The sequence below is a fragment of the Haloferax sp. S2CR25 genome (assembly GCF_031624535.1).
GTDB classification, from domain to species: Archaea; Halobacteriota; Halobacteria; order Halobacteriales; family Haloferacaceae; genus Haloferax; species Haloferax massiliensis.
In genome coordinates this window covers 107,520-120,573 of the sequence record NZ_JAMQOO010000001.1, presented here as the reverse complement: position 1 = coordinate 120,573, position 13,054 = coordinate 107,520, and the positions used below count along the sequence as shown (strand labels likewise).

15 protein-coding genes are annotated in these 13,054 nt (G+C 65.3%); 5 read left to right on the top strand and 10 right to left on the bottom strand.

Annotated features, from left to right (window positions below; genetic code table 11):
* Positions 1-71: 71 nt before the first annotated feature.
* A complete protein-coding gene (locus tag NDI65_RS00595; protein ID WP_089777718.1) occupies positions 72-935 on the bottom strand; it encodes a DUF4349 domain-containing protein in 864 nt (287 codons plus the stop codon).
* Between the two features lie 108 nt (positions 936-1,043).
* Complete coding sequence (locus NDI65_RS00590; RefSeq protein ID WP_089777717.1) at positions 1,044-1,895, bottom strand: polymer-forming cytoskeletal protein; 852 nt, start codon at positions 1,893-1,895, stop codon at positions 1,044-1,046.
* Positions 1,896-2,016: 121 nt separating this feature from the next.
* On the opposite strand from NDI65_RS00590, the gene NDI65_RS00585 reads away from it, so the two are divergent.
* Positions 2,017-2,220 carry a DUF5800 family protein gene (locus tag NDI65_RS00585; protein ID WP_007274390.1) on the top strand — a complete coding sequence of 68 codons (204 nt, stop codon included), beginning with the start codon at positions 2,017-2,019 and terminating at the stop codon, positions 2,218-2,220.
* 62 nt (positions 2,221-2,282) lie between these two features.
* Here the strand turns inward: NDI65_RS00585 and NDI65_RS00580 are convergent, their stop codons facing one another.
* The 3 genes from NDI65_RS00580 to NDI65_RS00570 all read right to left on the bottom strand — a co-directional run bounded on the left by NDI65_RS00580 (position 2,283) and on the right by NDI65_RS00570 (position 4,255).
* The gene (locus tag NDI65_RS00580) at positions 2,283-2,969 is read right to left on the bottom strand and encodes a dolichyl-phosphate hexose transferase (protein ID WP_089777716.1); all 687 of its coding nucleotides are present in this window, start codon (positions 2,967-2,969) and stop codon (positions 2,283-2,285) included.
* A gap of 72 nt (positions 2,970-3,041) precedes the next feature.
* Positions 3,042-3,392: a hypothetical protein gene (locus tag NDI65_RS00575; RefSeq protein WP_089777715.1), complete on the bottom strand. Its 351-nt coding sequence runs from the start codon at positions 3,390-3,392 to the stop codon at positions 3,042-3,044.
* Positions 3,393-3,499: 107 nt separating this feature from the next.
* Positions 3,500-4,255 (bottom strand): ribonuclease H-like domain-containing protein, encoded by a 756-nt coding sequence (locus NDI65_RS00570; RefSeq protein WP_042666204.1) that lies wholly within the window; start codon positions 4,253-4,255, stop codon positions 3,500-3,502.
* A 121-nt stretch (positions 4,256-4,376) separates the two neighbouring features.
* Between NDI65_RS00570 and NDI65_RS00565 the strand changes: the two genes are divergently transcribed.
* The 3 genes from NDI65_RS00565 to NDI65_RS00555 all read left to right on the top strand — a co-directional run bounded on the left by NDI65_RS00565 (position 4,377) and on the right by NDI65_RS00555 (position 7,934).
* Complete coding sequence (locus NDI65_RS00565; protein WP_089777714.1) at positions 4,377-5,081, top strand: SOS response-associated peptidase; 705 nt, start codon at positions 4,377-4,379, stop codon at positions 5,079-5,081.
* Positions 5,082-6,448: 1,367 nt separating this feature from the next.
* Positions 6,449-6,895, top strand: a complete 447-nt coding sequence (locus NDI65_RS00560; RefSeq protein ID WP_089777713.1) for a DUF5805 domain-containing protein — start codon at positions 6,449-6,451, stop codon at positions 6,893-6,895.
* The gene (locus tag NDI65_RS00555) at positions 6,885-7,934 is read left to right on the top strand and encodes a tyrosine-type recombinase/integrase (protein WP_089777712.1); all 1,050 of its coding nucleotides are present in this window, start codon (positions 6,885-6,887) and stop codon (positions 7,932-7,934) included. Before NDI65_RS00560 ends, NDI65_RS00555 begins: the two co-directional genes overlap by 11 nt.
* A gap of 70 nt (positions 7,935-8,004) precedes the next feature.
* On the opposite strand, the gene NDI65_RS00550 is transcribed toward NDI65_RS00555, so the two are convergent.
* Positions 8,005-8,172 carry a RidA family protein gene (locus NDI65_RS00550; RefSeq protein WP_244878209.1) on the bottom strand — a complete coding sequence of 56 codons (168 nt, stop codon included), beginning with the start codon at positions 8,170-8,172 and terminating at the stop codon, positions 8,005-8,007.
* A gap of 35 nt (positions 8,173-8,207) precedes the next feature.
* A complete protein-coding gene (locus NDI65_RS00545; protein WP_264371801.1) occupies positions 8,208-8,342 on the bottom strand; it encodes a hypothetical protein in 135 nt (44 codons plus the stop codon).
* Between the two features lie 292 nt (positions 8,343-8,634).
* Between NDI65_RS00545 and NDI65_RS00540 the strand changes: the two genes are divergently transcribed.
* A complete protein-coding gene (locus NDI65_RS00540; protein ID WP_226908713.1) occupies positions 8,635-8,934 on the top strand; it encodes a hypothetical protein in 300 nt (99 codons plus the stop codon).
* Between the two features lie 30 nt (positions 8,935-8,964).
* Here NDI65_RS00540 and NDI65_RS00535 read toward each other — a convergent pair whose 3' ends face one another.
* From NDI65_RS00535 to NDI65_RS00525, 3 genes are all read right to left on the bottom strand, one after another.
* Positions 8,965-9,861, bottom strand: coding sequence for a hypothetical protein (locus NDI65_RS00535; RefSeq protein ID WP_042666224.1), 897 nt, complete (start codon positions 9,859-9,861; stop codon positions 8,965-8,967).
* Positions 9,862-9,936: 75 nt separating this feature from the next.
* Positions 9,937-11,970, bottom strand: a complete 2,034-nt coding sequence (locus NDI65_RS00530) for a hypothetical protein (RefSeq protein ID WP_310893102.1) — start codon at positions 11,968-11,970, stop codon at positions 9,937-9,939.
* Positions 11,971-12,126: 156 nt separating this feature from the next.
* Positions 12,127-12,960, bottom strand: a complete 834-nt coding sequence (locus NDI65_RS00525) for an MBL fold metallo-hydrolase (protein ID WP_089777709.1) — start codon at positions 12,958-12,960, stop codon at positions 12,127-12,129.
* Positions 12,961-13,054 lie beyond the last annotated feature (94 nt).

Sequence of the window (13,054 nt, the reverse complement as noted above, 5' to 3'; positions counted from 1 at the left end):
GACGCGGAAAAACGCTCGCGTGCGAGGAAGCGCGAGCGACGGCGAGCGACGAAAGAGAGACCGGCGCGCAGTCAGTCCGTCAGTCGCCTGAAGGCGGCGCGGCCGGCGAGTACCACCCCGCTCCCGAGAATCGCGAGGAGGCCGCCGAAGACGACGAGGTACGGAGCCGCGTAGGCGACGGCGACGACGAGCGCCCGAAGGGCGACGAACGCGCCGTTGACCGACTCGGAGAACGCCTGTAAGACCGGCGTGTCGTACCACTGCGCCGGGCCGGGCGGTCGCTCCGACAGCGAGACGCGGACAGTCGAGAGGGCGACCCGGTCTTCGAGCGACTGCTTCTGGGCTTCGAGCCGCTCGATTTCGGTCTGGACTTCGGTCAGGCGCTCTTCGACCGCGAGCACGTCCTCGGTCGTGTTGGCCGACTCGTAGAGGTCGCGGAGGCGGTCGCGCTGGGCGCGGAGGTTGCTCAACCGCGCTTCGATATCGACCAGTTGGTCGGTCACGTCCTCCGAGTTCGTCTCGACGCGCTCGACCTCGCCGAGGTCCTTCATGTCGGTCATGAACGCCGAGAAGTCCTCTGAGGGGACGCGAACGACGAGCTGACCCGAGCGATAGGTCCCGCCGCTCCGGCGATTGACGTACTCGTTGGAGTCGCTGACGTAGCCGCCGTAGGATTCGGCGGTCGATTCGACCGCGTCGCGCGACTCGTTGAACTCGTCGACGGTCAGTTCTATCTGGCCGTTCCTGATGACCGCCCGCCGCTGGGCCTGCGGGAGGTCGTCGCCGCCCGTCTGTTCGGCCTCGGTGGAACCGCCCGCGTCGGCGGCGAGAGACACGCTCTCCGACCCGCCCGCACCGCCGTCCGCCGCGCCGCCGGTACACCCGGCGAGGACGACGAGGAGGGCGACCGAGAGAAGTTTCAGTCGATTGTCCATAGACGACACTCTCGACGTGAACGAATAATCGTTGGGTAGGCACAAACGGCGACTGTTGCTATCGCGGCGCACGGGTGGCCGCAGTCGCTCGGTCGGTTCCGACGCCGACTACTCGGCCTCGCGGGGGAGGTTGTCGCGGTGGATGCGCATCTCGCCGCGGGCGCGCATCGTGCCGTCGACGTGCGCGCCGGCTTCGAGCACGAGGTCGTTACAGGACACGTCGCCGAGAACGCGCGCGTCCTCGTGGATTCGGACCTCGCCGTTTCGCGTGGTCACGTCGCCGTGGATGCGCGTCCCGCTCCCGACGACGATATCGTCGCGGGCGCGGAGGCTCCCGAAGACGTTGTCGTCCTCGGCGAGGTCGATGGACTTCGCGCGGATGTTGCCGTGGATTCGGCAGTTGGAGCCGACGTGCGCGGGCGTCGAGACGCGCCACGCGTCGTCGGAGACGGTGGCGTTCCGGGGAATCACGAGCGGGTCGTGCGGCGACTCGCCGGAGAGGGTTTCTGCGAGTTCGTCGGCCGCCTCGTCCTCGCCGAGCCGAAGGAGCTGCGAGAGGACGATGAAGTAGAACACGAGCGTCGGAATCGGGTTGCGGATGACGATCCAGCCGTTTGCCTCGAACCCCTCTTCGATGTCGACGTCGTCGCCGATGTCGAGGTCGCCCGAGACCATCAGGCGGCCGGCGATGTGGACGCGCTCGCCGAGGTAGGCGTCGTTGCCGACGAGGACGTTGCCGGCCACGTCGTCGAGCATGTCGAGTCGGCAGTCGGCTTCGGCCTCGATGTCGCCGCCGAAGGTGACGCGCTCGCCCGCGAAGACGTTCCGTCCGCGGACGCCGAACTCGACGGTGCTCTGCCCGCCGACGACGACGTCGCCGTCGGTGACGAGGTCGTGTTCCTCGACCGTCGTCCCGTCGGGGATTTCGAGCGCATCGAGCGGGTCCGTACCCAGTGACACGCTCCGAACCAACACCCGTGCCGTAATAAACCGTCCGCAAGACGAGCGTCAGACGCGACGGAGGCGGCCGGTTTCGCGCCGACGACGCGTATTTAACTACGCGCGGGATACAACGAGAGGTATGACGATTCTCTCTTTCGACGACGACGGCGTAGACGTGGTCTACGAGGGAACGGAGTTCCGCCTCGAAAAGGCCCTCATCGAGGAGGCCATCGGGAAGTCCTACCCCGACGTGACCGACCACGAGGTGCTGAAAATCGTCGAGAAGGAACCCGCTCTCTCCGGCGAACCCCGGCGCGTCCGCGACATCCTGAACTCGTCGTAACCGCCGCCCAAAACTCCGTTTCTCCGCGTATCGCTCTCGAATCACGCGCTCCAAGCGCGAACTCAGAACCGAAGCCGTTCTTCCAGACAGACTTTGACGATGGATTTCCCGATGGCCGCGCCGCCGGCGAAGGGGTCGAGTTTCGTCTCGCCCGCGCGCTCGCGGTAGGGGATGGGAACTTCGGCGATGTTGTAGCCGCGCATCGCGGGGCGGATGAGGAGTTCGGCGGACAGCCCCGTGTTCTCGGTCCACTCGATATCGTGGAGGAGTTCGCGGCGGTACGCCCGCATGCCGGTGGTCGTGTCGTGGACGGTCGCGCCCATGAGAAAGCTGGCGAGGCGGGCGAACGCGACGTTGCCCGCGCGGTTGAGTCGGGGCATCGTCTCCGCGCCCGTCGTGATTCGGTCGCCGGAGACCACGTCGTAGCCGTCGTTGATGAGGTCGAGGAATTCCGGGAGATACTCCATCGGATAGGTGTCGTCGCAGTCCGTGGTGACGACGACCGGCCGGTCGGACGCGAGCACCGCGGCCTCGACCGCGACGCCGTACCCCTGCGGCTCCTGTTCGATGACGCGCGCGCCCATCTTCCGGGCGATTTCGGGCGTCCGGTCGTCCGAGCCGTCCACGCAGACGACCTCGGCGCGCCCGTCGGTAATCCGGTCGATGTCGGCCAGGACGGCCCCGATAGCCTGCTCTTCGTTGTACGTCCCCATCACGACCGCGAGGTCGTCGAAGGTGAACTCGGTCATTGGGCGGGGTTGTCGACGGCCGCTCTTGAGCGTTTAGGTTTGCCAAAACCGGAGGCGACGCGAGCGCCGGCGTTAGCTGAGCCCGCGGGTGTCGGGCTGGTCTTCCAGCTCTTTGGCGTGGTCGACGAGGTAGTCCATGAGGCGGGTCGCCGACGCCTCCACGTCGTCGAGCTCGTCGCTGGACTGCCCGCTGACGCGGACGGAGAGTTCGTAGAGGTCGAGTTCGACGTGCGGGACGGTCTCGTCGCCGTTGCCGTTGCCGTCGTCGCGCTCGTCTGTACCGCCGTCCGCCGCCTCGACGGCCGCATCGGCATCGACTGGCTCGTCGCCGTCGGTCGGCTCAGTCGCCTCGGCCGCGTCGGCTGTCGAGGTCGAATCGGCGGTGTCGTCCGCCTCGGGGTCGGCGTCGGGGTCGTCGGTCATGTGCGGCGCGTCGCTTCGGGGGATGAAAAAAGCGCGGGGTTCCGTCACGTTCGCTCGGGTCGGCTGTCGTCCGGCCGCGGGCGCGAGCGAATCAGGCGACGCCCGACTCAGCCGAGTTCGGCGTCGAGTCCCTCGCAGGCGCGGTCGTGGAGGCGTCCGGTGACGGTCTCCATGAGGCGTTCGAGGTTGACCGCGTCCTCGCGGTTGTACGAGACGAGCGTATCGAGCGACGACCGGTCGCCGCGCTCGTACTCCCGCCAGAGTCGGACGGCGTCGCGCCCGGAGATGTCGGGGCGGTCGCGGTCGATACCGACGTCCTTCTCGATTTGTTTCAGCCCGCCGGTGAGGTCGAGCGTCCGGCACGGGTACATCAAATCGACGTGCGGAACGTCGATGGAGACGTCGAACGAGGTTTCGAGGAACGGCACGTCGAAGCGCGCGCCGTTGAACGTCGCGATGAGTTTCGCGTCGACGAACTGCTCGCGGAGGGCGGCGGCGGTCAGATCCTCGCCGCTGACGAGCGTCGTGGTCTCGCCGTCCTGATGGAACGAGACGGTCGTCACCGAGTCGCGCTCGGGCGAGAGACCGGTCGTCTCGATGTCGAAAAAGCACGTCTCGTCGCGGAAGTTCTCGTACAGTCGCCAGCGCTCGCCCGAGGGGAAGCAGTCGTCGAAGAACCGCGAGTCGCCGTCGTCGAGGTGGGCGGCGGCGTCGGCGATGAACGTCTCGATTCGGTCGCCCGTCTTCGCGCCGACGAGCGAGGCGTCGAACTCGTCCCAGTGGGTCGACCCGGCCCGCCAGAGGTTCCGCTCCGTCCGCTCGCCCACGCCGCGGACGGGGATGAAGCTGTTCTCGATTCGCATGTCCGACAGGGGGGCGTCGGCGACCCTAAATGCGTCGTCGTGGGTCGGCGGCCGCGCTCCCGGCGCGCTCCCGCACTCCCCCGCCGCGGGCGTTTTACCCGCACGGCGCGAAGCCGGGGGTATGTGCGGTCGCTACACGCTGTTTACCCCACCGGAGGAACTCGAAACGCGGTTCGACGCGACGCCGACGCGCCCGCTTTCGGCGCGGTACAACTGTGCGCCCGGCCAGGAACTCCCGGTCGTGACAAACGACGCGCCGGAGGAGTTCCGCTTCCTGAAGTGGGGACTCGTCCCCTCGTGGGCCGACAGCGCGAGCGTCGGAAACGACCGAATCAACGCCCGCGCGGAGACCGTCCGCGAGAAGCGGAGCTTCGCCGACGCCTACGAGGCCCGCCGGTGTCTCGTTCCCTCGGACGGTTTCTACGAGTGGGTCGACCGCGGCGGGGACAAACAGCCCTACCGCGTCGCCTTCGAGGACGACCGCCCGTTCGCCATGGCCGGCCTCTGGGAGCGATGGACGCCCTCGACGAAACAGACCGGGCTCGGTGACTTCGGAAGCGACGGCCCCTCGCGCGAACAGGAGCCGCTGGAGACGTTCACCGTCGTCACGACCGAGCCGAACGACCTCGTCTCCGAGCTACACCACCGAATGGCGGTCGTCCTCGCGCCCGACGAAGAGGAGACGTGGCTCCACGGCGACCCCGACGAGGCGGCGGCGCTCCTCGACACCTACCCCGACGACGAACTCACGGCGTACCCCGTCTCGACGCGGGTGAACAGCCCCGCCAACGACGACCCCGAGCTGATAGAGCCAGTCGAAGCGTAGCGCGTCGGGTGAAATCGTCGGCGCTCGGCCGTCTCGACCATTTCGACGCGGGCCGAGCGGGTTCGACGGGACGCGACTGTTCCGAAATCGGGTGAGCTCGGGAACAGGAATTGGGTATAGCGAGATGCGATATACGAGTCTCGAATCGGACAATCGGCGACCGGGCAGAGAGACCCGAATCTCCGGATATTTGGCGACTGAGCCGCGTTGACGCAGAAAATCGGCACTCCAGCGGTCGATAGCGTTTGAGTCTTCTCAGCATCACAGCGCGACAGTCGCATCACGCTCCCGGTCGGGGGTGTATCGCAGTCGAGAGTACACAGGTGCATCGGCGGCGAGTCCGGTCGTGCAGACGGAGTACGCCATCGCATCCGGGATTCGAGGCAGCCCGTTCGAACGAGTCACCGGCCGAGAGACGGTTCGTTCGAACGGATCGTCCGCCGAACGAGTGAGTCGTCGAATCCGGCCGTGAGTGAGACACCGAAACCCCGGACTCATGGAACCCGTCAGGACGGCCACACCGCGCTCGAACGCCGCTTCACCTGAGAGGGGAGCCACACCCGAGGAACTGTTCTCACCGCGAGGAGAGGGCTGTGAAGGCGTCAAAAGAGAACGAATCGAGCCGGCAAGGACCTCGGTTGGGTTCGTCTTCGAGTGCATTCGGAACGGCGTCACCCGGGTGGTTGCGTGTTCGAATCAGACAACACTCACCGAATTTCTTCGAAATAGAACACGCATAATAGTAGATAGAATCAATTCGAAACGAAGGTCTGTCCGGCGACACATATTCGGAGTAGAATGGCAGATATAATCGGTGAAAAATACCGAGTTCATTTTAGTTGAAATATAGCCGTTCGAGAGAACACAGATGACGCGTCGCCAGCGAGTATATTTCTGAGAAAATATACAGAAATTATAGACAGAATAGTTCGTGTCTCGTTGAGAGAAATAAAACGGGGGCAAAACCAGCGCTGTCCAAATTATATAATAATTCAGTGAAATTATGTATGAAATAACGAAACTCGTGTAAGTGGTTCTTCCATACGTTACTCCAGGGTGAACAAGGTGAGAACCCCCATCCAAAATTGGGCATCCATAACAAAAATGAGGAGATGCTGCGCGTGGTTTGTCCTATCGAGAGCAACAAAAATCAGCCGAGTCTCAAATTCGCTCGAAACGCCCGAAATCGACATTCTCCGGCGAAATATAATATCCTGAATACTACATGCAAATTGCCAAAAATACGATTGTAGTATTCAGGATAACTCAGATTCGCCGCCGAAAATACGCATGTACTGCTCAGGATAATCTCTCTTATTCTGGACCGTGCCGGTAGATTGAATATCGACCCCCGTGTCGACCCGTTCATGAGCGACGAGGCCGACCGCGCGACGGTGCAAACCTACCTCCCGGCCCACCAGAAGGCCATCTGGAAGGACCACGCGGACCGACTCGGGATGAGCCAGAGCGAATTTGTCAGAACGATGGTACAGGCCGGTCGGCGCGATTTCGATGTCCCTCCGAGAGGCGATGAAGCGACCACAACCCCCGGGGTCGAAGGGGTGGAAACGGGTCTCCAGAACGACGGTTCAAATCAAGAAGAATCGAGAGAAAATAACGACGGGTTCGAGGCCCGGATCGTCGAGGCGCTCGCGGCCGATTCGCATCGGTCGTGGGACGACCTCGTCGCGGCGCTGACCGACGACATCGAAGACCGCCTCGAATCGACGCTTCAGGAACTGCAATCGAGCGGCCGAGTCGTGTACAGCGGGCGACACGGCGGCTACACGCTGGCGGAGCGCGATGGCCGCTGAAAACCCCGCCGAGGCGGAAGACCCCGTCGGCTACTTCCTGCAGGATATGACCTATCACGGGAAGACAGACCGAACCCGCGACGCCTACGAACGCGTCCTCCGGGCGTTCGAGTCGTTCCTCGGGGACCCCTCGCGGAACCCCTCCGGGACCGCTCGGTCGGTCGGCGACGCGACTCACCGCGACTGCATGGCGTGGATACACACCCTTCGAAACCGGGATGTCGCGCCGAGCACGGTGGCGACGTACGCCTCCTACCTCCACCGGTTTTACGCCTACATGGCGCAGGTCGGCGCGTTCGACTCCAACCCGATGAGCCTCGTGATGGAGGAGATGGACGAGCGAATCGACACGAACCCCGCCCGACGCGAGCTCTCGGTCCCGCAGATGCGGGAGTTCGTCCGCGGAATCGCCCATCCGCTGGAGCACGCGCTGGTAGTCACCCTCCTCAAAACCGGGATGCGCGTCGGCGAACTGTGCAATCTCGACCTTCGAGACGTGTCGTTGTCGGTGGATACACCCCTCTCCGGTGTATCGACTCGCGCCGCCCTCGACGGGCGCGGACCGTCGATGTACGTCGCCGCCGACCCGAGCGTCGGGAGCATTACAAACGGCGAGGAGCGAACCGCATCGAACAAGCGAAAGCGGTCGACGGTCGTCCCGGTCGACGACGAACTGGAGGACGTTCTCCTGCGTTGGCTAGCGGTTCGTCCGGATTCGCCGTCACCGGCCGAACCGCTTTTCGTCGGCACCGCCTCGGGGTGGGGCCGTCGGCTGGACCCCGACGCCGTCCACCACGTCGTCACCTCTCACGCCGCCGACGCCGGCTGGTACCGGGCGGGCGGTGACCGAGAGGAGAACGTCACGCCGCACTACTTCCGGCACTTCTTCACGACCCATCTCCGGGACCGCACCGGCGACCGCGGCATCGTCAAGTACCTCCGCGGCGACGTGGCCGGCGACATCATCGACACGTATACCCACAACTGGGGCGACAGAGTGCGCGAAACGTACGAATCGAACATTTACTCGCTCCGCTGAGGAGCGTGATAGCTGTTCGAAGTGCGACTTGTAAACTGTATCTCGCTATATCTAATTGGAGGGTTCGAACCTATCGTTTGACACCCGTCGCCTCGGTTTGGACGGGGGGGTCGTTCGGGAGTACGGAGACGCTGACGACGGTCATCGTCGGTCGTCGGGTGCCGAAGTAGGCGTCGTAGGCCGACTCGATGGCGTCGATTCGGTCGAGGTCGGTCGCGTACACCGTGGTCCGAAGCACGTCGTCCAGTCGGGTCCCGAGCGTTCGGCCACCGACTACACGCGTTCGAGCGCGCGGGTGGTCTGGCTCTCGACCGACCGGAGCCCGTCCGACGTCTGGTCCGGTTCGGGAAACTGCTTGTCGTCGCACTCGACGACGCCGACGAAGTCCTGTCGGCGGTCATCTGTCACGCGAGGCGTCTCCTCACCGCCGTCTACGACGACCCGCTCACCGCCTCGGAACAAGAGAGGAAATCGTTGGCTGTTGGACAGATAGTTCCTCCCGGTACCCAGCACGGTCTAGCCTCAATAACGGCTCCGACTGGGAGTCCCACAATGGCGATATCGCAATGCTAAGGACTCAGTAGGGTCATAATCAACACGATAGTAAACCATGAATAAACGAATTGGAATCGCGGTAGCTATCGGGGTCATTAACGCGGTTATCGTCTATTTCAATGGATACTATCTACTGAATTTGTCTATGGATGCTGAAGGTCCCCAACGTCTCCTGTATAACTTCCTTCAGATATTCGGCATGTTTGTCTTGGGCGCAGGTTCATCTTACCTACTTCTCCGATACAAGCTGATACTCCCGGGGATGCTGGCCATTGTATTCACATCCTACAGCCTTTACGACCACTTCTCACCCTCCATGGAGAGTTTCACACCGCTTTACCTCGGTGTCTGGTTCGTGTTCGTCGTCTTCGTTGGCATCGTCGCCATTTTCGAGTATGGCATCCGAAGAGGACTCTCCATCTATCCACCGAACCCGCTGATATAGAACTGAAGTTCTGCTTCGTTTTGTGCTCGGTTAGACCGTCAATTCGGTCTCTACCTCCGGCGACGCGATGGCCCGCTTGACGGTCTCTGCGGCCGGCGTCGCCTCCGCGACGTTCTCCATCAGGACCGTCTCGCTCGGGAACAGGTGTTCGCCGAGGACGAGGCCGTGTTCGCGCGCGGTCGACCCGGTCATCGTGAGGTAAACGCCGATACCGGTCTCCGCGATGGCGGCCTCTTCTTCGGGCGCGCCGTTCGGATACGCGAACGTCACGTCGTCGAGACACCGCGTGCCGAGAACCGCCTCCACGAGGCGCTCGTAGCGCGGCGAGATACACAGGTCGCCCGCGTAGTCCGCGACGAAGTCGCGGTCGAGTTCGGAGCCCGGCGGGAGGAGTTCGGGGTCGGCCATGAGCGTGTGATACACCGTGTCGCCGAGCCCGGAGACGACCCGAACGTCGGTGTCCATCGGGTCGATGCGGGCGTTCACGTCCTCGATGCTCCCGAGGCCCTCGGGCCGGAGCTTGACGACCTCTTCGAGGACGAGGTCGGCGCTGTCGAAGCCGAGGCCGAACTCGTGGGTCCGGAGGGCGCGGAACGGCTCCTCGCGGCCGACGAGGTGGATGTCCACCCCGTCGATTTCGAAGACGACGCTGTCGAAGACGATGCGTCGCGGCATCCCGTCTCGGTCGTCGCGCAGGAGCGTGAACTCCGGCGCGGCCGGGTCCGAGAGGTCACTGTAGTCCGCGAGTCGCTCGTACACGTCGCGTTCCGGATGGGTATGGCCCTTCGTGACCGACTTCTCGTATCGGAGTGTCGAGGTGATTTCGTCCGCCACCTCGGCGATGCTCTCGGTCGTGGCGAACCGTTCGAGCACCGCTTCGAGGGGGCGACCCTTTCGCGGAACAGCGACGCGCACCGTCTCTGTCATCATCGGAACGTCGGGGCGGCCCGCTAAACAGGTTGCGCTTCGCGAAAACGTCTCTCGGGAAAAAGCTCGGAAGCGCTACTCCGCGTCGTCGGTGTCGCCGTCGTCGCCGGCGGCCGGGCCGCCGCCCATGCCGGTGCCGAAGGCACCCGCGAGGCGTTCGCGGAAGGTTTCGAGTTCGGCGACGGTATCGTTTAGCTCTTGGATGTCGTCGCGCAGAGCCTCGATTTCCTCGTCGGCCGCGGCGTCTTCGACCCGCGACTGAACGTCCGCGAGGCGGTCGTCGAGCGCCTCGCGCGTCTCCACGATGTCCCCGTCGAGTTCGGCGATGTCCTCGCGGATGTCGCCGACCTCGGCGTGGAGCGTCGAGGCCTGTTCGGTCGCTTCCGCCGCGTCGGTTTCGGCCCCTTCGAGCCGGTCGACCGTCTCGTCCAACCGACCGGCGATGTCGTCGAGACGCTCGCGGACGGTCACGAGCTCCTCCTCGCGCTTGGCGAGCGTCTCCTCGACGCTGTCGAGGCGGGCGGAACCGGCGTCGATGTTCCGCGAGGCGGTTTCGAGCCGCTCGTCGTGGTCCTCGAACCGGCCGTCGTGGTCGTCCAGCCGGCCCTCGACGGCCTCGAACTGCTCGTTGTGGGATTCGAGCCAGCCGTGGTAGTCATCGAGCGTGTCGTCCGCGGTTTCGAGGTCGGACGCGAGGCCTTCGAGACGGCCGTCGTGGTCGTCGAGGCGGCTCTCGGCGTCGGCGACCCGCGTGGCGACGCGGTCGGAGCGCTCGTCGACCGTGGCGATGGTCTCTTCGGCCGCGTCGAGCCGGGAGGCCGCGTCGTCGACCGACTCGACCGCGCCGTCGACCATCGAGTCGAGGGCGTCGAGGTCTTCGCGGAAGTCGGCCATCTCGGCGCGGAACTCGGAGACGAGTTCGTTCCCGGTCCCCTCCTCGTCGATGAACTCCGCGAGCGCGTCGGAGTACGCCGCGAGGTCCTCCATCTGCGACTGGAGGCGACGGATGCGAACGTCGGTGCTCCGGCGCGTCTCGGCGTCGACCGCCTCGCGCAGGACCTCGATGTCCTCCTCGTCGGCCGCGCCCGACCGAATCTCGGCGGCGAGCGCGCCGACGAGACCGCTCGCGTCGGTCGCGGGCGCGCTTCCGGCCGGAGCCGCGTCGGCGGGGGCGTTGGCGTCGGTGGCCGAGTCCGCTTCGGCGTCGATGTCGAAATCGGCTCCGGCGTCGGGCTCCACCGCCGGGTCGGGCTCGGGCTCGGGCTCTTCGAGATGTGCGGTCACCGCCGGTGTGGTGTCGGCCGCGACGGCGCGCGGGCCGACGGATTCGGCGGTGCCGGCGGCGGCGTCCGCGTCGTCGGTGTCGTCATCGCCGAGCACGTCGTCGTCGGGCGAAGGTGCGACCGGCCCGTCGCCCTCGTCGGACGTCTGCGACTCGGGTGCGTCTGCGTCAAGGTCCTCGTCGTCTCCACCGCGGAAGGCGGCCGCGAGGTCGCCGTCGCTCGGCTCGTCGTCGAGGGCTTCCGCGTCGGCGGTCGCGTCCGCCTCGGCGTCGACGGCGGCTCCGGGCTCAGAATCGGCGTCCGCGGGCGCGTCGAGGACGACTTCCCCTTCGTCCTCTCGGTCCGCGTCGGCGGCGGACGACTGGTCGCGGGGCGGGTCGCGATTGCCCGCGAGCACGTCCCGGACGATCTGACTGCGGTCTTCGCCGAGGATGTCGTCGATGTCGTCGGGGTCGATGCCGCCGTCGACCGGGATGCGTTCGAGCGTCGGCTCTTCGAGGAAGTCAGTCTGGTCGTGGCCGTCGGTGATGCGGATGCCGTAGACCGTCACGAGTTCCTCGCCGGGGTCGAGCGTCCGCTCGTACTCGACGCGGTGGTCCTTGTAGGCCGTCCAGTTGTCGCTCTCGAAGTCGGGGTGGAACCCGACGCTCTCCATCGGGAACGACTCGGGGATGCGGTCGATGACCCGGATTCGGGTCGCCTCGTCTCGCGTCGAACTGATGACGAACTTGATGGCGGGAACGGGAAACTCGTCGGCGGCGAAGGTCTTTTCGACCGTGACCTCGCCGTCGGAAACCGAGGTAACCCCTTCGGACTCGCGGCTCATGGCCGCCACTTTCCCGACATCCATTATAAAACAACCGGGGACCGCGAAGTCGACCCGACGCCGTCCCTCGATTAGACCGTTCCGATGGGATGACTGTCGGTCGACGACGACCGTCGCGGGGCCGCCGTCGCCGGAATTTCGGTCCCGGACGCGGCCTCAGAGATCGACGCGGTCGCCGATTTCGACGAGTTCGAGCGAGCGGGGGGCCTCGAAGCTCTTGGCGTGGTGATGCAGCACCTTCGGGTCGGCGGTCAGGCCCTTCCACATGTCCCAGTGGGTCGGCACGAGGCGGTCGAGGTCGAGGTCGCTCGCGGCCTCGATAATCTGGTTCTCGTCGTTGTACCACTTCGTGCGGACCGGTTCACCGGTCTCCTTGTCGGGGATGTTGCCGACGGTCCCGAACGCGAGGATGCCGAGGTCGAGGTCGTAGCGCTCGCCGATGTCGGCGAACTCCTCGGCGGGCTTGGTGTCGCCGCCGTGGATGAACGTGCCCGACTCGTGTTCGAAGACGTAGGCGACCGGGTGGCTCGCATCGGGGTCGTAGGCGGGTTCGACGTGGACCGTGAACTCGCCGATTTCGACGCTGTCGCCCTCCGCGACCTCCTCGAACTGGTCGTCGGAGAGGTCGTAGTCGTCGAACCACGCCTCGTCGTCGTAGGCGACCGAAAGCGAGTCGTCGGGGGCGACGAACGTCGCACCCGTGTTTTCGAGGATAGGGGCCTGACTCGGGCCGTGGACGTGGTCCGTGTGCTCGTGGGTGGCGAGGACCGCGTCGGCCTCGGTCACGTCCTCGGGGTCGAACGGGACGGGAATCATGCGGACCGTCCGCGGCGGGTCGCCGATGCCGACGTACGGGTCGACGAACAGCGTCGTCCCCTCACTACCCTTGATGACGAACCCGTTGCAGCCCAGATACCAGACGGCAACCGTCTCGGGGTCGGCCGACTCGACCGCACGCGGGAGCCAGTCGCTCCAGTCGCTGACTGTCATAGAGACGTGTCCTCACGCGGGGGGACTAAGCGTTGCGCTCTCTCCCGTTGGACTCGTCGAGCGGGAGCGGACCGCGCGCCCTCTCCCCCTTCCT